Origin of the sequence: Bacillus sp. Marseille-P3661 (assembly GCF_900240995.1) — a bacterium.
GTDB lineage: Bacteria > Bacillota > Bacilli > Bacillales > Bacillaceae_J > OESV01.
The window spans coordinates 1,017,577-1,036,668 of the sequence record NZ_LT965954.1; the positions used below are offsets into that span (position 1 = coordinate 1,017,577).

A 19,092-nucleotide genomic window follows, 5' to 3' on the forward strand; every position below is an offset into this window, starting at 1 on the left:
CAAAAATAACATATTAATTCCCAGATTGCTTAATATATACATTCTAATATCGCAAAAAAGGTAACCTGTAACTTTTAGTGTAAAAATAAAAATCCCCTCAATGCCATGTTGAGGGGACCCTTCATTAGATATTACATATTGGTTTTATTAAGTATTTCCTTTCGATTTGGTGCCTGTGGTGGCTCTTCTAACCACCCATTTTGAATCATTATATGGGCCCCATCCTGTGCATATAAAGCAATTTCAATAGATAACCGCTGATAGTTTAATGCGATGTCATATCGTAAACTTGCTGTTGATGCAGTTGAATAATTTCCTTGTCCAGTTGCAGACAGAACTGACATTAGGAAAGTTATTAACCGATCTGAAAAAACTGGAATTGTCGAATTAGTAACATAGTATTCTGACCCCATCGGAGGTATAATATCTGAATCTTCCAATGTTTTAGCGAAGATTTTTATATGCTTGTGAGATATTTGTCTACCTCGCTCCATATAATTTTGAATATCCTTTGATCTCGTTGTTTGCGCAAAGCTTTTACATACCATTTCTCCAATAGTATTCGTTTTTATATTTTCAAAAAGATGGGTAACTTCTATCATATTTAAAATTCTTTTTTGAAAAGCACTTAAATATTTCTTGGATTCAACATACTCCACATCGTCTTGCACATCAATATGTGGCGGGCGTATATAAATCCCTTTTGATAAAGCAGTATCAACAGCCATATTAAACAATTGCATCGTAGCCTTCGTACTTTCATCAAAAAATTCCCTTAAATCCTTTCTTGTCGACACAGCTAAAGATGCCCCGTGTGCAACGATTCCTGCTTTACCCAAGTTTTCAATAAACGCAAGCATAAAAGTATCTGAATATAATCTAGGTGCCGTTAAATCTACATCCGCTTCGGAAAATCCATTAGGGTGTGGCAACTTTTCAGTTTTAAAAAGCAAGCTTGTATCTTCCATCACTTTTTTTGCAATATCTAAAGCATATTGGACGACAAGCTTTATATCCTCGTCCTCTACGATATGTAAAAAATAACTTAATATTTGTACTGACATACTATTTTGTATATATTGAGTCCAAAGAGCCCCGATTTCATTAGCGGTCACATCAATTTTTTTCAAATTATCCCCCCTAATATATGATAATGGTATTATTCCAACAATTTACTCTTTTATGATTAAGTAAAAGAGATTTAGATAGACAACCTATTCCTTATGGATTGCCTAAGAAATCCGCTCTTTATACACCTGTTGTTGTGATACCAACGTAACCTTGTACAACTAATCGCTTTCGCATATTAATAAGGGGACTCTACAAAAAAATACATAGAAAAACCCTTCAATACAAATATGAAGGGTTATGTGCTTTGATTAGACACGTGAATCAATCAAGATTGCGAACCATCTGCTCAATAGTTTGTTTAATACCTTCTTTATAAGGGGTTCTTGGTATACTATTAATGGCCTGTTCCAGTTTCTTTCCATCTAATACAACGGGATCTTCCGTTAAATAGGACAATTCCACAACTTCACGCATCATTTTATCAAATAAACCGATGAACATGATCATCGCCTTTGAAACCGTTCCTACCTTTTTTTTATAACCTGTATGTTCCCGCAAGTATGCTATAATCTCATCACCTGTAATTACACCGCTCCCAGGTATATTCCAGTTTTGTCCGTATGCGGAATCGCTTAACGCCAATTGAACTAATGCTTTTGCTCCATCGGGTGTAAAAATGTACTCTCTTGCAATCTTACGATCCCCCACAAACATAGATCTTTTATTTTTTACTACGTTCTCAAAAGTATAGTTTAATATTGTATTAGTTGCATTTGGGCCATAAAAGTCAGGAAAGTGTGCAATAAGAACAGGAAGATTTGATTGTTTAGCCATTTCTTCCAATTCTAAACGAATTTTACCCTTTTTCGTATGAGGTTTTTTAGGGATTTGCTCTGATACTAAATGACCAGGATTACGTCCATAAGCATAAATATTGTCAACTATTACAAGTTTAGCATTCACGTGTTTTACTGTTTCCAGAATATTACTCATTACCACTGGGAGGTTCTTTTCCCACTCCGGATAAGGAATATTCATTGCATGAAAGACGGTATCCACACCAGCTGCAGTTTCTTTTAGACTTTCTAAATCAAAGACATTTCCAGATACAATCGTAACCTTCTCCTCATTTTTAAAAAGCTTATGAAGCTTTTCTTCACTGCGAGCAAGAGCAACGACGTCAATTTCTCTTTGAACCAATTCCTTTACGATTGAATAGCCCATTCCACCGGATGCTCCTAATACTAATACCTTTTTCATCTTAACCCCTCCATTATTTAACCATCGGTCAATTAATCACAAAAAAAATCACTTTCCTATCAATGCTTTTAATATAAAATTAACATGTATATCAGCTAATGTCCTCACATCCTCAAATGTTTGACCACTTCTGCAATAATGAGAAACAAGTCCATGCAGGGAAAGGAAGGCTGACCAAATTTCTGTTACGCCAACTTGATTGTCACATAGTGAGTAAACTGCTTTCGCAAACTTTTCATAGCTTAGATTCGGCTCCTGTTGCTGAAAGCTTTTCAAATCCTCATCTTTAATAAGAAACATAATTTCATAATGACTTTGATTGGTAAGGCCAAACTCAATAAATCCCAATAACAGCTCCCTAAGCTTACTATAGTTATCTAAGGGTTTACTCATGACATCTTCTAATTCCTGATCTAGTAAGTAAAAGTCTTCTTTCACTAAGGCATAAAACAAATCTGCTTTGTTTTTGAAATGATAGTAGATCGCCCCGTGACTATAATTCAACTTTTTAGAAATTTGCCTCATTGAAACATGATCGTAACCATTTTTGAGAAACAATTCTCGTGCTGTTTCCATTATTACTTTTCGTGATAGTTCTTGTTCCACTGCTTTTCTTGGTGACATTTTAATCCCTCATCAAATTTTATTAACCACTGTTCAATAATAGTATATAAAAATTGGCTATTTTTGTAAATGTCATTTTATTAATTTACAGGTGCAAAACATTAGTATTTAAATAAGGAATACAGTATCCGATTTAAATTTTCATATTTATCAGTGTTGCAATGTGCACATTTTGTTACTTTAATTGGTATCTCGATATAGAAATATATGTAAATTTATGTGTTCACAACTTTTGACCCCGATTGCTGTTTTTTTCTTGAGAAACGATTTATTTACAAGAATATAGAAATACCCATAAGCAAAGTTCAATTTTAAGGTGCAGGTATAATGAAAACGTATTCTGTTCAAAAAATTTTCAGTCATAATCAGCAGAATTATCACAACATTATTTTGCAACAAGCTAATACCATAGTATATAATATTAAAAGAATAATAGTTTTGAAATGTCGTTTAAAATTATTATCGAATATTAAATGCAGTAATTCATGCTATTAAAATTCTGAAAAGTGTAAAAACGAGAGGAGGTAGTTAAGGATTTTCCTTAACACACAGCAAGATGAATATTTTGGATTCAATTGTAAACTCAGTACAGGAAGCAAGTGGCTTTTATTTCCTTTTTGAATTAGCTGTAATTATCTTCGCAGTAAAATTGTTTGGACATCTTAGCACAAAAATTGGACAACCTTCTGTTTTCGGAAAGTTACTTGTTGGTATTATTCTAGGGCCCTCACTTTTAAACATTATTCATCCGAATGCATTAATTTCTGAATTGGCTGAAGTTGGGGTTATTCTATTAATGTTCTTAGCAGGTTTGGAGACAGATTTAAAAGAATTCAAGAAAAATGCATTTGCGTCGACAACAGTTGCTATTGGTGGCGTTATCCTTCCATTCCTTGGTGGTATGGGGTTATCAATGATTTTCGGATTTGAGACAAACGTAGCGATTTACGTTGGGGTATTATTAGTAGCTACAAGCGTTAGTATCTCTGTTCAAACATTACGCGAACTAGGAAAGTTAAAAACTAGAGAAGGAGTCACTATTCTTGGTGCTGCTGTTCTAGATGACGTTTTAGGTATTATTATTTTATCAGCAGTATTAGGATTATCTGCAGGTAGTGCAGCTGGTGCTGGCGGAATCGGTGCTTTAGCGTTCCTAATCGTAAAAATTGCTCTATTCTTTGTAATCGCTATCGCAATCGGTTATTATGTTTTACCTATGGCATTAAAAGTATTTCAACGTTTTCAAGTTACTGAAACATTGTTAGCGTTTTCTGTTATCGTTGCCATGCTATTTGCATACATGGGCGAAATTTTTGGCGTAGCTGGGATTGTCGGCTCTTACGTGTGTGGTCTGATGTTAAGCTTAACTCCACATAGAGAAGAAATGACACATAAGGTTGAATCTTTTAGTTTTCCATTTTTCGTTCCGCTTTTCTTTGTAAATATCGGACTTGTAGCTAACTTTAAAGAAATTAATCCATCTATTATCTGGTTTGGAGTATTGCTAGTTATTGTTGCTATTCTTGGAAAAATATTCGGTTGTGCTTTAGGCGCTAAAGTTGCAAAATTTAGTAATGCAAGTTCATTTGGTATAGGTGCAGGAATGGTTGCACGTGGTGAAGTAGGTTTAATTATTGCAATGATTGGAATCGAGCGTGGCATTATTACAAATGATCTTTTCAGTGCTGCAATTATTGTCGTTATTGCAACTACCCTTGCAACGCCACCACTTATTAAGCTACTAATGAAAGATGACAATAACAGCAAAACAAATATCGAATCGTCGTCTACTGCAGTAAATTCTTAAATTAATTGGCCATAATTGCAAACTAAGATGCAGCTAAGGCTTTTGATACTATAGATTTAAACCTTTTTAAGGAATAAATAGTCCACACCGATTTGGTGTGGACTTATTTTATCTAATTCAATTAATCAACCGCTTGGCAGCATCTTAAAAACTCCGTAATCTTCTCCGCATCCTTCTTACCTGGTATTACTTCAACCCCTGTTAAAACATCAACTGCATAGGGTTGTACATCATCAATGAGAGCTTGAATGTTCATTGGATTAAGGCCACCGGCAAGTATTACAGGCAAGGAACTTTCCCGCTGAATCGTTTGAAAAGCCGATAAATTGACCATTACACCTGTTCCGCCTGGCATTGACTCTGTATAGGAATCTACTATTATAGCCGAAATACCTGACGTCGAAAGTGCTTTTGCTGCCTGAACTGGATCTCTTATTTCAAAGTCACAGTTGCCATTACTGTCAATACGCAACGCTTTAGTTGTCTGAATTCCCTTTGACCGTAACTGACTTGCAATCTCTTCAACATCAGCTAACGTTTCTTTATAATGTAATTGAACAATATTGGGATTAGTTTTATTCGCTATATCTATGACCTTTTCAACTGTCCCCCCCGTTACTATGCAAGTATCAACAAGTGGTGGAACGCATTGAATTAGGTTTCTTGCTTCTTCATGAGTTAAGTTCCACGGAACAGGTAATGGGTATTCTACAACCAAACCAACCATATGAACTCCCGCTTGTACACATAAATTTACATCTTCCTCATTCATTAAACCGCATATTTTAACTCTTGTCATGGCAACCTTTGCTCCCTAGGAACACTCAATTCCTTGTACATTTTTACAGGATCCTTTGCTCTTAGAATCGCTGTTCCCACTAAAACAGCGTGAGCACCGGCCGATGTTGCCCTCACCACATCCGCAGCTGAAGCAATTGAACTTTCGCTCAAGATTAAAGCATTTTGAGATATAAAACGTGCTAATTTTTCGGTTGTATTAACGTTTCCATCATCAGTTTCCCATTCGAGTATATTTCGATTATTAATACCTAAGAATGTCACTTGTAAATCTTTAACGGCCATAATCTCTTCTTCATTGTGTGTTTCAACTAAAGGTTCTAATCCTAGAGATAATGCATCATCAATCAGTTTATTAAGCTGGTTTGTCTCTAAAATAGAGGAAATCAGCAGTACCCCTTTTGCTCCATTAGCTGCACTTTCCTGCAATTGTTCCTTTGTTTTAATAAAATCCTTGCGTAAAACAGGAACGGATACAGATTCAGCAATTTGCCTCAGCAATTCCAAAGAACCACCGTAATGCTCCGATTCCGTTACAACAGATATAACAGGAGCTCCTGCTGCTGCCATGCTTTTCGCATATGCAACAGGATCCCTCCCTAACATCAAATCTCCTTCACCGGGTGACTTGCACTTAATATCGGGAATCACTGGTGTAATACCTGAATGATATATTTCCCAAATAGCTCTCGTACATATAGCACTTCGCATAGCAGGGCTCCCTGTTTTATCCAGAACCATATTAATTCACCACTTTAAGGTCATTTGAGGCTGTAATAAGTTCGTTCAGTTTTCGCTCAGCTGCACCGCTATCAATAATTTCATTTGCAAGCTGAATACCTTCAGCAAAAGAACCTGCTTTTTCACCTATCATTAATGCACCAGCTGCATTCATTACCACAGCCTGACGTCGCGCTCCTTTATCTTTTCCAGAGAATACATTTCTGATCATATTAGCATTCTCTTCTGGTGTTCCTGTTGAAATATCTTCGAGCGTACAACGTGACATGCCAAAATCTTCCGGTGCAATTTCATAGCTTGTAATACTTCCATTCTTTAATTCATTAATTCTAGTTTTACCAAGGAGAGAGATTTCGTCCAAACCATCTAGTCCATGCACAAATAATGCATGTTTATATCCTAATGACAGCGCTACTTGAGAGACTGTATCTAGCAACTCTGGTTTATATACACCTAGTACATGTTTCGTAGCTTTTGCAGGGTTAATAAGCGGACCAATAATAGTATAAAATATAGTCTTTATACCCAAATCCTTTTCGGGTGGCAGCACTTTTCCCATAACCGGGTGATATAGTGGTGCGTAAAGGAATGAGATGCCGATGTCTTCAATAAGCTTTTCAACAGCTTTAGGACTTAGATTAATTTCTACATTTAATGCTTCAAGCACATCAGCACTTCCAGATAAACTGGATATAGAGCGGCTGCCATGCTTAGCGATTGGAATTCCAGCTGCTGCTGCTACGAATGCTACCGAAGTAGAAATATTAAACGTGCTTAATCCGCCACCAGTACCACATGTGTCCATACATTCTTCTGCTACATTTGGCGTTATCGGGATGCAATTATCACGCATCGCTTGTGCGATTGCAGATATTTCTGTTAACGTTGGTCCCTTCATTAATAATGCAACCTGAAAGCCGGCAATTTGCACTTCGCTTAACTCATCATTTTTAATCGCAACAATTAAACTATAGGCTTCTTCTGCCGTTAAATCTTTTCTTTCCGTTAATTTCTGTAACACGTTCTTAATCATTGTCATCTCTCCCTATTAGGTATTTTTTTGACTAGCTTTTTTCTAGAGCTCAGTTAATCCTTAGGTGCTTGGGTGACAAACATGCTTCGATACTTTTCCGGACATTTATGAGCTATTTTGATAAAAATGCATAGTTTGAAAATTCATCCGGACATACAGTAGGTTATTTAATAAAAATCATCTAAAATGACTACCATTTCTATTGAATAGCGTACTGTATTTCCGCCGAACTTTTAAAGCCTTTTTAGCACATATAACGGAATAAATGCCCTGTTTTACTTTTAAAGACTGCTATTACTTTAAAGCTAAGCCAATGGTTCCCTGCTTTTACTTATAGCCTTTTTCATTTCTCGCACATATTCCACGACATGCGGTACGCAGTCGAGTCCATATTGGGCTACGATTCTAACGATTGCACTTCCGACAATCACTCCATCAGAAAATTGAGCCATTCGCTCGGCTTGTTCAGGTGTAGAAATACCAAAGCCAATCGCACATGGAATTCCCTTCACGTCTTTTACAATTTTGATCATTTCCTCAACTTCATTGCCAATCTCTTTACGCACACCCGTTACTCCCATTGAAGATACGCAGTAAATGAATCCTTCAGCTTCACTAGCAATCATGCGAATTCGGTCATTCGAAGTTGGTGCGATCATGGAAATTAAGGTAACATCATGTTGAGAACAATACGGCAGCAATTCATCTTTTTCTTCATAAGGCAGATCCGGAACAATGACCGCATGAACGCCTACCTCTTCACAATTTTTCATAAATCTCTCGGCACCATAAGTAAAGATCGGATTGACATATGTCATAAATGCGATCGGAACTGTACAAGTTTTGCGGATTCGCTTCACCATTGCAAATATTTTATCTGTTGTTGTACCAGCAGCAAGCGCACGAATATCAGCTTCCTGAATAACTGGACCTTCTGCGATTGGATCTGAAAAAGGAATACCAAGTTCAATTAAATCCGCGCCTGCCTCTGCCATTTGCAAAACCAATTGCTCAGTAATTTCTAAAGATGGATCACCCGCAGTAATAAACGGGATAAACGCCTTGCCATTTGAAAACACTTGTTGAATTTTATTCATATATTTGCACTCCCTTATAACGTGCTATTGATGCAACATCCTTATCACCTCTACCAGACAGGCAGATCACCATGATTTGAGCCTCGCTCATTGTCGGCGCTAGCTTTTTCGCGTGAGCAACTGCATGTGCACTTTCGATTGCAGGAATAATTCCTTCTAAACGTGACAGGTATTCAAATGCCTCAACCGCCTCATCATCAGTAACCGGAACATATTCAGCTCTGCCTTGATCATGTAAATTCGCATGCTCTGGGCCAATCCCTGGATAATCAAGCCCTGCGGAAATGGAATGTACAGGTGCAATCTGGCCATATTCATCCTGACAGAAGTAAGACTTCATGCCATGGAAAATTCCTAGCGAACCCGTTGCGATCGTTGCCGCTGTTTTTTCAGTTTCAACACCATGCCCAGCCGCTTCACAACCGATTAGACGGACACCTTCATCCTCAATAAACTCATAAAATGTACCGATGGCATTGCTACCCCCACCTACACAAGCAAGCACGGCATCTGGCAATCTGCCCTCTTCCTCAATAATTTGCTGTTTGATTTCGCGACTAATAACACTTTGAAAGTCACGAACAATTGTTGGAAACGGATGCGGCCCCATCACCGAACCAAGTACATAGTGTGTATCATCAACCCGCTGTGTCCATTCGCGCATGGTTTCATTTACTGCATCCTTAAGTGTTTGTGTACCGCTTGTTACTGCGTGCACCTTTGCACCGAGCAGTTCCATTCGATACACATTAAGTGCCTGACGGTCCGTGTCCTCCTTACCCATGAAAATCTCACATTCTAACCCCATAAGGGCAGCAGCAGTTGCTGTGGCAACACCATGCTGCCCTGCACCAGTCTCAGCGATAACACGCGTTTTTCCCATTCGTTTGGCAAGAAGAACCTGTCCAAGCACATTATTGATTTTATGTGAGCCTGTATGATTTAAATCCTCTCGTTTTAAATAAATCCTTGCCCCACCAAGGTCCTTCGTCATTTTTTCTGCAAAATAAAGCAGCGACGGCCGACCCGCATATTTAGTAAGCAAACTATCAAACTCTTCTAAAAATTCCGGATCAGTTTTATAATGATTATATGCATTCTCTAGCTCTTTAACGGCATTCATTAGTGTTTCAGGTATATACTGACCGCCGTGAACTCCAAATCTTCCTTTTGTCATTTTCCTCATACTCCTTATTAGTAAAGACACAAATTTTTGTACACAACAATTTTTGTTCAAAAAATAAAAAAAGCCTTTATCCCTCTTGAAAAGGGACAAAAGCTTTTAACTTCTGCGGTACCACCCAAATTGACGTAAAACGCCCACTCATTATTGTATACAATCATATACAACCTACTGATAACGGACAGATCCCGTAAGCGCCTACTTTCATAAGAGTTCAGCCTTCCCTCACAAGTCCATTCAGAATATTCTTTGTAACTGCCTTTCACCAACCGGCAGCTCTCTTTATACAAGTCATTATTCCTACTTCTCTTGATCATCGGTTTAATAATTGTATGAATATTTTAATATTTATAAAATTGTAACATTAACAGCTTAACTTGTCCATCCTAAATTTTTATTAGGACGTTCACCTGGAGAACTATGACTCTGTATGTTTTTTTTAGTAGTTTAATTGTTTATAACAAGCTTACTTTTTTATATTATTTTTACTCCAATAATCATAAATAGCTTCTTTCAAAATTCCTGTTAATTCTTTATTCTTATACTGCTTAAGCCATTCCGTTTGAGCGATTGGTAAGTTTAATTTTAAAGTGATTTTTTCATCCGGCATTTCATATTGCCTTATTTCTTCAATGGTTATTCCTTCCTCAATAGACGGAAACGAAAGATCATTTTCGTGAACTCTATAAAAATCCTGATAGTCATCCGAATCTTCTAATTCAGAAAACAAATTTAGCTGTGGCAATCCACCTGTCAGACTTTTTACATGCATATATGTATTTATGACTCTGCCATCTTGTAATTCTATCTCTACAATCAAATTTTCCTCATTTCGATATTTATTAACAACTACTTCACTAACAATCATATCCAATTCAAGGGTATTTCCTGTACTAGATTGAAAAATATAGATCGCACTGTTAAATAAATGGACATTTTCTCCATCAATTTTTACAGACTTAACCTCTATCATACGAAAAGTCTCCTTCCATCCTATTTTCCGCCAATTTTTATTTTATCTACTTCTTCTTTTTCCACTGAATTCCCTAAAAAGTTGTATAAACACAGTACCTATTAAAGTTGATATTATAATAGAGAATACTATGTATATTGGTCTTCCTGCATAACCAAATACTATTTCATTTTGAAGGTAGGTAACATTCTCATAGGATCTTGAACTATCAGGTATATAGCTTCTAGTTAAAAGCCGGCTGTATCCTACTATCCCTCCAATATAGATAATATGAACAACGGATGAAAAAATCAGAGATTGCATCAGGATTTTCATAACGGCCTCCACTAATCTTTCTTATATTATAATATTTCCCACCTTACAGCGTAACCTCTAATTTATGGCTTTTCTCTACTTTGATACATGCTAGTTCACTACTTCAGGTATAGTTTAACTCTTCCAGTTATGGCTAGTATAGTCTTTGAGCCTTTAACTGGATCTCCCTTATAACAATGACAGCGGTGGGTAATATTTCCTGTAATTTGCGTTTACTTTTCAACCATCCTAAAATATGGAGGTGAAAATTATGCCAAACCAAGAACCTGTTGAATATAGCGGAAGGGTACTAGATCAACGAAATGATCTAACAGGCCCTGATAATCCTGGAGAATTATCAAAATTAGATCGACCTAAACATGTACCGGTCCAAAAGCCGAACAAACAAAACGTTAAGTAAAGAAAGACCCCGTGTATTACGAAAAAGGGTGGCTGCCAGTTGGCGGCCTTCTACCAAACATAATAGCTTAAAAATCCTCGTGTTCTAACCTAACTTTCTTCAAACAAAAGCTAAATTTTCCTTACTACTTTCCAATCAACCAATACCCTGCCACAAGAGCCTCGAAAGCTCTCACTGAAATCCATTTCTTGATAAATTATAAGAGCGTTCCTTATACATTTCCTGTCAACGCTATCCATTTAATCGGCTAATTTAATAGCTAATGTTATACTTTCTACAAGGAGGATAGTCATGATAAATAAAAAACTAATAATTGTTGTTACAACCTTATCAATTTTGCTACACGGCTGCGGGATTAATACTAAAACCGAAACTGCTGTTGAAGAAGCAGTAACTCCTTTACCAGTTAACGAAGTCCAGAGTTTATCGATTCAGTCTAAAACCTTGGCAAAAGAAAAGAAGAGTGTGGTTTTAGACATTGTTGTGCCACAGGTACAAGGACTTAGTAACATAAATAAACAAGAAGAAATCAACAATTATTTTATAGAATTGGGTACAGCTGTTGAAAAAGAAACAAGAAAAGCTGAAGAAGAATTGAAGGACTTAAATCACGAAGGATCAGCGCTCCATGCTGAGGGTATTGTAGAGTATGATGTCAAGTTACAGAATGAAAACATCTAAGTATCTTGATAAATGAATATGTTTATAGCGGCGGCGCACATGGGACCCCTATCAAAATCGACTTTACCTATGATATTAAGGAAGAAAAAGAAAATTCATTAATGGATTTATTCAAAACTGATGATTTTGTACACGTTTTAACTGAACTGGCTAAGGAAAACATACAAAATAGTGACATAAAAGATCTGTTATTTAATGATTTTGAACAAATTAGGAAAGAGCAAGACTTTTATTTAACTGACGATGCGCTTGTCCTTATATTTGGTCAGTATGAGTATACAGCTGGAGCAGCAGGTTCCCCAGAATTTTTTATTGAAAAAGAACATCTTGAAATATTAAAGGATAAGTTTAAATAGAACACATACTAGATCTATACTTTATGAAATAAGAAAAGAACAATGCTAAAATCAGGTCACTCTGAATACACATTGTTCTTTTACTTTTTTAAAAAATTTGAACCTAATGGTAATGGCTACATTCATTAGTACTGGTTTTCAGAATCATTTTCTAATGCTAACAATTCTGAAACAGTTTTAAACGTATATCCTTCTTCTCTTAATGACGTAATTATGTTTTTAACTGCTTCCAAAGACTCTCTACGGCTTTCATACATAACATGCATTAAAACAATCGAACCCGGTTTTGTATTTTTTACGACATGATCTACAATTTTAGTTGAATCGGCAGCAATTTCAGGATACGTTTCAGGCTCAATGTTCCATAGAATGGTCTTCCGTTCATGTTTCGCTAAGTAATACGGTAGCACGATCAGTCTCTTTCCATAAGGTGGTCGGAAATGAATTTCTCCTTTATAACCTGCTTCTCGGATTAATGTATCTGTTAGTTCGATTTCATTTCTAATAAAGTCTGGCAACTTTAACACCATGCGTTGATGTGAGTAGGAATGGTTTCCAACTTCATGTCCTTCGTGAACAATTTTCTTAGCGGCATCTAAATTTCCTTTAATCTCCCGCCCGGTAAGAAAAAAGGTCGCTTTGATATCTTCTTCATCCAGTACCGAAAGAATCTCATCCGTATAGATACTAGGTCCATCATCAAATGTTAATGCTAAAACCTTTTCGGAAGTTTCTACTTGAGTTACGAGACCACCAAATAATTGTGTACTTCTAGATTTAGATAGATTAAACAAACCATAGCTAGTAACAAGAATACCAAAAACCACAAAACTTATAACGATAATTAGTTTCTTCATATATTCCTCCAATAAACCCATTTACTGCTTATTATATTACGCTATTTAATATAATGGTCTGTACTAGGTATGATTTGAATAGTTACGGAGCATACCGTTAATCGTTCTCGTTATATAACATACTAAGGCTCTTTAATGTGTAAAGCCTAGCAGTAAAAATGAATAAATCATTGTAGTTATTTTCAACAAATTCATCAATAACATTTAGCCCTTTTTTAAATCTACCAACTAATAGATAAGTGTACTTTTCATCCCAGGCAAATTGATTTATTCGTAAAAGTTCATCGGCTAGTACTTGAAACTTAAATTCTTCAACAAAAAGTTTTAATTGATATAATTTATCCCGATTTAAGACTAAGCTATTCTGCTCCTTTTCATAATTTTTATAAACAAATTTTATAAAATGATCTATATTTTCCGCCAATAGCCTTGCTTTTTGCATCTTTGTGTTCATTTGTTCATCTCCTCAATGTCCCTTACTACTATAAAAATTGTATGATTTAAGAAGATCATTTAACACATTAATATAATTAATCCTGAAGTTCCTGAACAATAGAAAAAAGACGAATTCCTCTACGAATTCGCCTAAATATGTTTGTTACTATCTTGTAACTCTAAATCTTTGCTGTAGGGCAGTTAAATAGCAAATACATGATTACCGATTTTCTTAATTACTTCACGTTCAAATATCCAATCACTAGTTGCCGTTTCAGGGTTATAGAAGTATACCACTTCTTTATTTCTCTCCTGTTTTGTCAGTGCGTCCTGTACTGCTTCCAAAGCTTCTTGATCAGCAGGTTCATTAATAGAGCCATTTTTTACAGGTGCAAAAGCATTTTTTTCATAAATTACTTCTTTTATTGTATCAGGGAATTGTTTATGTTCAACACGATTTAGTACAACTGTAGCAACTGCCACCTTACCCGCATATGGCTCACCTTCTGCTTCAGCGTGAACAAGTCGGGCAAGTAACTTCTTTTCTTCGCTTGAAATTGTTGGAGCATTATCTTTCTCTACCACTTTAGGTTCAGGAAAAACAGGATTCACCTTTTCATTTTGACTTGCCACAAGTGAATTTTTTTCAGCATTAACTTGAGTTGATGGAAAAATAGTATATGAACCCACTGATAGGGTAATTGTAAGTAGTAAATTCATTAGTTTTTTCATATTAAATATACCTCCTGTTAGTTTTTTAGACTAATCCAGGCCCACTTGTTAGGCTAACAGGTATATAAAAGTATTGCATTAGTGGACTATTAACATTTCTTCCAATAACAGGATTTTTTATTTATCGCCTTGGATAATATTTCAAACAATGTTGTCGTAAAAATATCACCATTTTTAGATTTAACTTATACAAAATCAACATACATTTAATTATTTCGATAAAACATTATTTCTCTTAAACAATATAATAATCGTTCTTATAGAGCATTCTAGTTTTTATCTTCATCAAGTTAACTTTTAGTTTTCATCGCCTAAAAAAAAGCTTTTGTATACAATTTTTAGACATTCAACAACCGTAACTACATTAGCTTTAGTGATAACCGGAAATTAGACTTTTCAATCATAAATCGCCCTTATTATTATTTACTAGCAAATATTTCAATATAATAATTTGTTTCACAATTGACAATATTCGTGTTAAAATGACACTTGTACACGTCACACGTACAAAATCGACTTCTTAACATAGCGCAATAGTTATTCTTTCTTCTATAATATTAAGCGGAGGTTAATACATGAAAAACTTAATTCTCAAGTGGAATCAAGTGAGCCTAGTCAAACGAATTATTATTGGTATTATTATTGGTATTATTTTGGCGGTAGCGGCTCCAGAGTCTGCAAAGTGGGTCACTATTTTCGGTTCTTTATTTGTAGGGGCTTTAAAGGCAGTTGCACCTGTATTGGTACTGTTCCTTGTAATCCATGCGATCTCTAAGCATAGAAGCGGTCATCAAACAAATATGAAATCGATTATTGGCCTTTATATTATAAGTACATTCCTAGCTGCATTAGTTGCAGTTATCGCAAGCTTTCTCTTCCCGGTTAAGCTATCACTTGTTACAGGCGCAGAAGGATTGACTCCTCCTGGCGGTATTGTTGAAGTACTTCAGACATTATTGTTTAACATTGTAGACAATCCGGTTAATGCATTATTAAATGCCAATTATATCGGCATCTTAACTTGGGCAGTCCTTCTTGGCATTGCGTTAAGAAATTCAAATGATAGTACTAAAAATATGATTGGAAATGTTTCAGAAGCCATCTCCCAACTAGTAAAATGGGTTATTAATTTGGCTCCAATCGGAATCCTGGGCCTTGTTTATGAAGCTATTGTAACAAATGGACTCTCAGCCTTACTTGATTACGGAAAATTACTACTAGTTTTACTTGGATGTATGTTCTTTGTAGCGCTTGTAGTGAATCCGATTATCGTTTTCCTGAATATCCGTAAAAATCCTTATCCACTTGTGTTTAGGACAATTAGAGAAAGTGGAATCACAGCATTCTTTACTCGCAGTTCTGCTGCCAATATTCCTGTTAATATGAACCTATGTGAAAAGTTAGAATTAGATGAAGATACGTATTCAGTATCTATCCCATTAGGCGCTACGATTAACATGGCTGGTGCCGCTATTACTATTTCAGTCTTAACTCTTGCTACTGTTCACACGCTAGATATTCAAGTTGATATCATTACAGCCCTAATCCTTAGCGTTTTAGCTGCTGTGTCAGCGTGTGGTGCTTCAGGTGTTGCGGGTGGCTCACTTTTACTCATTCCTTTAGCATGTAGTCTATTCGGAATTCCAAACGAAATTGCCATGCAGGTTGTTGGTGTTGGATTCATCATCGGTGTTTTACAAGACTCATGTGAAACGGCACTTAATTCATCTTCAGATGTACTTTTTACTGCAACAGCTGAATATGCAAAAATGCGTAAAGAAGGTAAAGAAGTTATTATTAATTCTTAATAGTACCTTTAAATCTCAAAAACCCCTCTATTCACAAATCATGAATGGAGGGGTTTTTCTTCATAATCAAAATGTTTGGTTTATTTTATGTAATAGTCATCTCCTCTCCCACCGTTGCCTTACTATTACCGCCTACCGATAACCACGTAACAAAGACAAGCATAATGACAACACCTAATAATTGGACAATATCTAAACTTGTCCCAAACCAAATAACTGAAATAACCATTGCTGTTAAAGGCTCAAAAGTTGATAAAACGCTCGTCTCAACAGCACTGATATATTTCATACTGCATAGAAAGAAAACAAACGCCATCGTTCCAAATAGCAATAAAGCACTCAGCATAAATGCAACATTAGGCTGAGCTAAAATAGACCACTCTTCCGCTTTCCACACCTGACTGACCATACCTAGTACGATGCCGCCGATGAGCATACTCCAACCAACAATAATAAGAATATCCCATTCCTTCATTAATCGTGCAGGATATAAGGTATAAAAGGCAAATGTCAAACCTAATCCAACGCCCCAAAGGATTGCTTCTTTACTGACTACTAAGCTTGAGACAGAACCTTTTGTTAGTAACATAATTAGCCCAATCAACGTTCCAACTATGCCAATAATTTGATATCGTGGTGGAAAATTTTTATGTACTAAAGAAACATAAATAACTATAAAAATAGGCGCTGAAAATTGTAATAACGTTGCTAAAACAGCGTTACTCGCCTCAATTGCTGAAACGAATGTATATTGCATACCCAACATCCCAAAAATACTAAAAAGAATTAACTGATTTCTCCACAAAGGCTTTTTCCATACAGCCAAAATATCTTTTTTTCTAATAGCTAAAATTAATAATAACAATATTCCTGCTACTATTAATCTAATAACAAGCAAAAAAGTTACGGTCAGTTTCATATTTTCAAGCAACCATTCCATTAAAGGCCCTGTTGCTCCCCATAGCATTGACCCAATGATAATCATAAGTATTCCATTTAACCGTAGCATGTTTTTAAAGTCCCTCATTTATAAATATATTTTCCTTAGTCCCCTGTTCACTTTTGGCGATTTTGTTCAGTCATATAAAAAAAGCTTATGCCTTATCTATTATACCTCGGATTACGAACAATTAAGCTTATTGATCCTCGAATATATTCAGAGATAATCTGATTATATTTTCTAGAACAAGCAATTCTAATGCTTGAAGTACCTCATCATCCTCTACTGTTGAATGACCACTTACAAGTTTTCTAGCTTGCATATTAATGAAATTATAAATTATATTAATCAGCTTTATTAAAAGCATCCACCTTCAATCAGAATCGAGACCGGATTCTGACTCAAAATCAAGCTTAACCCTATTTCCTGTCCGAATCACACACGGATTCTGACTCAAAATAGAGCTTGACCAGGTTTTCTGTCAGAATCGAGACCGGATTCTGACTCAAAATCAAGCTTAACCCGATTTTCTGTCAGAACTACACACGGATTCTGACTCAGAATAGAGCTTGACCAGGTTTTCTGTCAGAATCGAGATCGGATTCCGACTCGAAATGGTGCTTAACCCGATTTCCTGTCCGAATCACGCACGGGTTCTGACTCAGAATAGAGCTTGACCAGGTTTTCTGTCAGAATCACGCACCAATTCTGACTCAGAATAGAGCTTGACCAGGTTTTCTGTCAGAATCGAGACCGGATTCTGACTCAAAATAGAGCTTGACTAGGTTTCCTGTCAGAATCACGCACCAATTCTGACTCAAAATCGTGCTTAACCCGATTTCCTGTCCGAATCACACACGAATTCTGACTCAAAATCAAGCTTAACCCGATTTCCTGTCCGAATCACACACGGATTCTGACTCAAAATAGAGCTTGACTAGGTTTCCTGTCAGAATCACGCACCAATTCTGACTCAGAATAGAGCTTGACCAGGTTTTCTGTCAGAATCGAGACCGGATTCTGACTCAAAATGGCGCTTACATGGGTTTCCTGTCAGAATCACGCACCAATTCTGACTCAAAATCGTGCTTAACCCGATTTCCTGTCAGAATCACACACGAATTCTGACTCAAAATCAAGCTTAACCCGATTTCCTGTCCGAATCACACACGGATTCTGACTCAAAATAGAGCTTGACCAGGTTTTCTGTCAGAATCGAGACCGGATTCTGACTCAAAATCAAGCTTAACTTGATTTCCTGTCCGAATCACGCACGAATTCTGACTCAGAATAGAGCTTGACCAGGTTTTCTGTCAGAATCGAGGTCGGATTCTGACTCAAAATCAAGCTTAACCCGATTTACTGTCAGAATCACGCACGGATTCTGACTCAAAATCGTGCTTTTCCAGGATTCCTGTCCGAATCACACACCCATTCTGACTCAAAATCGTGCTTTTCCAGGTTTCCTGTCAGAATCACGCACCGATTCTGACTCAAAATCGTGCTTTTCCAGGTTTCCTGTCAGAATCACGCACCAATTCTGACTCAGAATAGAGCTTGACCAGGTTTTCTGTCAGAATCGAGACCGGATTCTGACTCAAAATGGCGCTTACATGGGTTTCCTGTCCGAATCACGCACGCATTCTGACTCAAAATCGTGCTTTTCTAGGTTTCCTGTCAGAATCACGCACCAATTCTGACTCAAAATAGAGCTTGACCAGGTTTTCTGTCAGAATCGAGACCGGATTCTGACTCAAAATGGCGCTTACCTAGGTTTCCTGTCAGAATCACGCACCAATTCTGACTCAGAATAGAGCTTGACCAGGTTTTCTGTCAGAATCGAGACCGGATTCTGACTCAAAATGGCGCTTACATGGGTTTCCTGTCAGAATCACGCACCAATTCTGACTAAAATCGTGCTTAACCCGATTTCCTGTCCGAATCACACACGAATTCTGACTCAAAATCAAGCTTAACCCGA

Annotated in this window: 19 protein-coding genes and 1 other annotated feature; of the genes, 5 read left to right on the top strand and 14 right to left on the bottom strand. The window is 36.6% G+C overall.

The features are described 5' to 3' along the window. Nucleotides 1–131: 131 nt before the first annotated feature. From C1724_RS16080 to C1724_RS16090, 3 genes are all read right to left on the bottom strand, one after another. On the bottom strand, nucleotides 132–1,130 hold the full coding sequence (locus tag C1724_RS16080; protein WP_102347719.1) for a DUF3231 family protein: 999 nt from the start codon (nucleotides 1,128–1,130) through the stop codon (nucleotides 132–134). A 262-nt stretch (nucleotides 1,131–1,392) separates the two neighbouring features. Beyond that, entirely contained in the window at nucleotides 1,393–2,331 is a 939-nt protein-coding gene (locus C1724_RS16085; protein WP_102347720.1) for an SDR family NAD(P)-dependent oxidoreductase, read from the bottom strand. Between the two features lie 48 nt (nucleotides 2,332–2,379). Beyond that, complete coding sequence (locus C1724_RS16090; protein ID WP_102347721.1) at nucleotides 2,380–2,955, bottom strand: TetR/AcrR family transcriptional regulator; 576 nt, start codon at nucleotides 2,953–2,955, stop codon at nucleotides 2,380–2,382. A 556-nt stretch (nucleotides 2,956–3,511) separates the two neighbouring features. On the opposite strand from C1724_RS16090, the gene C1724_RS16095 reads away from it, so the two are divergent. After that, complete coding sequence (locus C1724_RS16095) at nucleotides 3,512–4,762, top strand: cation:proton antiporter (RefSeq protein ID WP_102347722.1); 1,251 nt, start codon at nucleotides 3,512–3,514, stop codon at nucleotides 4,760–4,762. Nucleotides 4,763–4,883: 121 nt separating this feature from the next. Here the strand turns inward: C1724_RS16095 and C1724_RS16100 are convergent, their stop codons facing one another. From C1724_RS16100 to C1724_RS16125, 6 genes are all read right to left on the bottom strand, one after another. After that, nucleotides 4,884–5,561: a phosphoribosylanthranilate isomerase gene (locus C1724_RS16100; protein ID WP_102347723.1), complete on the bottom strand. Its 678-nt coding sequence runs from the start codon at nucleotides 5,559–5,561 to the stop codon at nucleotides 4,884–4,886. Next, nucleotides 5,558–6,271, bottom strand: coding sequence for an indole-3-glycerol-phosphate synthase (locus C1724_RS16105; protein WP_180994298.1), 714 nt, complete (start codon nucleotides 6,269–6,271; stop codon nucleotides 5,558–5,560). The genes C1724_RS16100 and C1724_RS16105 overlap by 4 nt, the downstream gene beginning before the upstream one ends. 31 nt (nucleotides 6,272–6,302) lie before the next feature. After that, the gene (gene trpD, locus C1724_RS16110) at nucleotides 6,303–7,334 is read right to left on the bottom strand and encodes an anthranilate phosphoribosyltransferase (RefSeq protein WP_102347725.1); all 1,032 of its coding nucleotides are present in this window, start codon (nucleotides 7,332–7,334) and stop codon (nucleotides 6,303–6,305) included. 305 nt (nucleotides 7,335–7,639) lie between these two features. Further along, entirely contained in the window at nucleotides 7,640–8,431 is a 792-nt protein-coding gene (gene trpA / locus C1724_RS16115) for a tryptophan synthase subunit alpha (RefSeq protein ID WP_102347726.1), read from the bottom strand. Next, complete coding sequence (gene trpB / locus C1724_RS16120; protein ID WP_102347727.1) at nucleotides 8,424–9,608, bottom strand: tryptophan synthase subunit beta; 1,185 nt, start codon at nucleotides 9,606–9,608, stop codon at nucleotides 8,424–8,426. The genes trpA and trpB overlap by 8 nt, the downstream gene beginning before the upstream one ends. Nucleotides 9,609–9,696: 88 nt before the next feature. Then, nucleotides 9,697–9,940, bottom strand: a binding site (T-box leader). A 140-nt stretch (nucleotides 9,941–10,080) separates the two neighbouring features. Then, the gene (locus C1724_RS16125) at nucleotides 10,081–10,587 is read right to left on the bottom strand and encodes a hypothetical protein (RefSeq protein ID WP_102347728.1); all 507 of its coding nucleotides are present in this window, start codon (nucleotides 10,585–10,587) and stop codon (nucleotides 10,081–10,083) included. A gap of 565 nt (nucleotides 10,588–11,152) precedes the next feature. Between C1724_RS16125 and C1724_RS25710 the strand changes: the two genes are divergently transcribed. From C1724_RS25710 to C1724_RS16140, 3 genes are all read left to right on the top strand, one after another. Further along, nucleotides 11,153–11,302 carry a hypothetical protein gene (locus C1724_RS25710; RefSeq protein WP_180994299.1) on the top strand — a complete coding sequence of 50 codons (150 nt, stop codon included), beginning with the start codon at nucleotides 11,153–11,155 and terminating at the stop codon, nucleotides 11,300–11,302. A 291-nt stretch (nucleotides 11,303–11,593) separates the two neighbouring features. Beyond that, a complete protein-coding gene (locus tag C1724_RS16135; RefSeq protein WP_102347730.1) occupies nucleotides 11,594–11,983 on the top strand; it encodes a hypothetical protein in 390 nt (129 codons plus the stop codon). Nucleotides 11,984–11,988: 5 nt separating this feature from the next. Beyond that, entirely contained in the window at nucleotides 11,989–12,339 is a 351-nt protein-coding gene (locus C1724_RS16140; protein WP_102347731.1) for an RsiV family protein, read from the top strand. A 125-nt stretch (nucleotides 12,340–12,464) separates the two neighbouring features. Here the strand turns inward: C1724_RS16140 and C1724_RS16145 are convergent, their stop codons facing one another. The 3 genes from C1724_RS16145 to C1724_RS16155 all read right to left on the bottom strand — a co-directional run bounded on the left by C1724_RS16145 (nucleotide 12,465) and on the right by C1724_RS16155 (nucleotide 14,363). After that, nucleotides 12,465–13,196, bottom strand: coding sequence for a polysaccharide deacetylase family protein (locus tag C1724_RS16145; RefSeq protein ID WP_102347732.1), 732 nt, complete (start codon nucleotides 13,194–13,196; stop codon nucleotides 12,465–12,467). A gap of 97 nt (nucleotides 13,197–13,293) precedes the next feature. Beyond that, nucleotides 13,294–13,650 (bottom strand): hypothetical protein, encoded by a 357-nt coding sequence (locus tag C1724_RS16150; RefSeq protein WP_102347733.1) that lies wholly within the window; start codon nucleotides 13,648–13,650, stop codon nucleotides 13,294–13,296. 182 nt (nucleotides 13,651–13,832) lie between these two features. Continuing rightward, nucleotides 13,833–14,363 (bottom strand): cell wall hydrolase, encoded by a 531-nt coding sequence (locus C1724_RS16155; protein ID WP_102347734.1) that lies wholly within the window; start codon nucleotides 14,361–14,363, stop codon nucleotides 13,833–13,835. A 575-nt stretch (nucleotides 14,364–14,938) separates the two neighbouring features. On the opposite strand from C1724_RS16155, the gene sstT reads away from it, so the two are divergent. After that, nucleotides 14,939–16,171, top strand: a complete 1,233-nt coding sequence (sstT, locus tag C1724_RS16160) for a serine/threonine transporter SstT (RefSeq protein ID WP_102347735.1) — start codon at nucleotides 14,939–14,941, stop codon at nucleotides 16,169–16,171. A gap of 85 nt (nucleotides 16,172–16,256) precedes the next feature. Here the strand turns inward: sstT and C1724_RS16165 are convergent, their stop codons facing one another. Together C1724_RS16165 and C1724_RS25335 are read right to left on the bottom strand one after the other, a co-directional pair. Then, a complete protein-coding gene (locus C1724_RS16165; protein WP_102347736.1) occupies nucleotides 16,257–17,180 on the bottom strand; it encodes a DMT family transporter in 924 nt (307 codons plus the stop codon). A gap of 127 nt (nucleotides 17,181–17,307) precedes the next feature. Next, nucleotides 17,308–17,478, bottom strand: coding sequence for a hypothetical protein (locus C1724_RS25335; protein ID WP_142386560.1), 171 nt, complete (start codon nucleotides 17,476–17,478; stop codon nucleotides 17,308–17,310). Nucleotides 17,479–19,092: the final 1,614 nt, after the last annotated feature.

Excerpts from the sequence above, each read along its gene's own strand:
- C1724_RS25710 (WP_180994299.1), top strand. The coding sequence starts at position 11,153 with ATGCCAAACCAAGAACCTGTTGAATATAGCGGAAGGGTACTAGATCAA.
- C1724_RS16105 (WP_180994298.1), bottom strand. The coding sequence starts at position 6,271 with ATGCGAAGTGCTATATGTACGAGAGCTATTTGGGAAATATATCATTCA.
- C1724_RS16155 (WP_102347734.1), bottom strand. The coding sequence starts at position 14,363 with ATGAAAAAACTAATGAATTTACTACTTACAATTACCCTATCAGTGGGT.
- C1724_RS16150 (WP_102347733.1), bottom strand. The coding sequence starts at position 13,650 with ATGAACACAAAGATGCAAAAAGCAAGGCTATTGGCGGAAAATATAGAT.
- sstT (WP_102347735.1), top strand. The coding sequence starts at position 14,939 with ATGAAAAACTTAATTCTCAAGTGGAATCAAGTGAGCCTAGTCAAACGA.
- C1724_RS16145 (WP_102347732.1), bottom strand. The coding sequence starts at position 13,196 with ATGAAGAAACTAATTATCGTTATAAGTTTTGTGGTTTTTGGTATTCTT.
- trpA (WP_102347726.1), bottom strand. The coding sequence starts at position 8,431 with ATGAATAAAATTCAACAAGTGTTTTCAAATGGCAAGGCGTTTATCCCG.
- trpB (WP_102347727.1), bottom strand. The coding sequence starts at position 9,608 with ATGACAAAAGGAAGATTTGGAGTTCACGGCGGTCAGTATATACCTGAA.
- trpD (WP_102347725.1), bottom strand. The coding sequence starts at position 7,334 with ATGATTAAGAACGTGTTACAGAAATTAACGGAAAGAAAAGATTTAACG.
- C1724_RS25335 (WP_142386560.1), bottom strand. The coding sequence starts at position 17,478 with ATGCTTTTAATAAAGCTGATTAATATAATTTATAATTTCATTAATATG.
- C1724_RS16085 (WP_102347720.1), bottom strand. The coding sequence starts at position 2,331 with ATGAAAAAGGTATTAGTATTAGGAGCATCCGGTGGAATGGGCTATTCA.
- C1724_RS16125 (WP_102347728.1), bottom strand. The coding sequence starts at position 10,587 with ATGATAGAGGTTAAGTCTGTAAAAATTGATGGAGAAAATGTCCATTTA.
- C1724_RS16165 (WP_102347736.1), bottom strand. The coding sequence starts at position 17,180 with ATGCTACGGTTAAATGGAATACTTATGATTATCATTGGGTCAATGCTA.
- C1724_RS16100 (WP_102347723.1), bottom strand. The coding sequence starts at position 5,561 with ATGACAAGAGTTAAAATATGCGGTTTAATGAATGAGGAAGATGTAAAT.
- C1724_RS16090 (WP_102347721.1), bottom strand. The coding sequence starts at position 2,955 with ATGTCACCAAGAAAAGCAGTGGAACAAGAACTATCACGAAAAGTAATA.
- C1724_RS16135 (WP_102347730.1), top strand. The coding sequence starts at position 11,594 with ATGATAAATAAAAAACTAATAATTGTTGTTACAACCTTATCAATTTTG.
- C1724_RS16095 (WP_102347722.1), top strand. The coding sequence starts at position 3,512 with ATGAATATTTTGGATTCAATTGTAAACTCAGTACAGGAAGCAAGTGGC.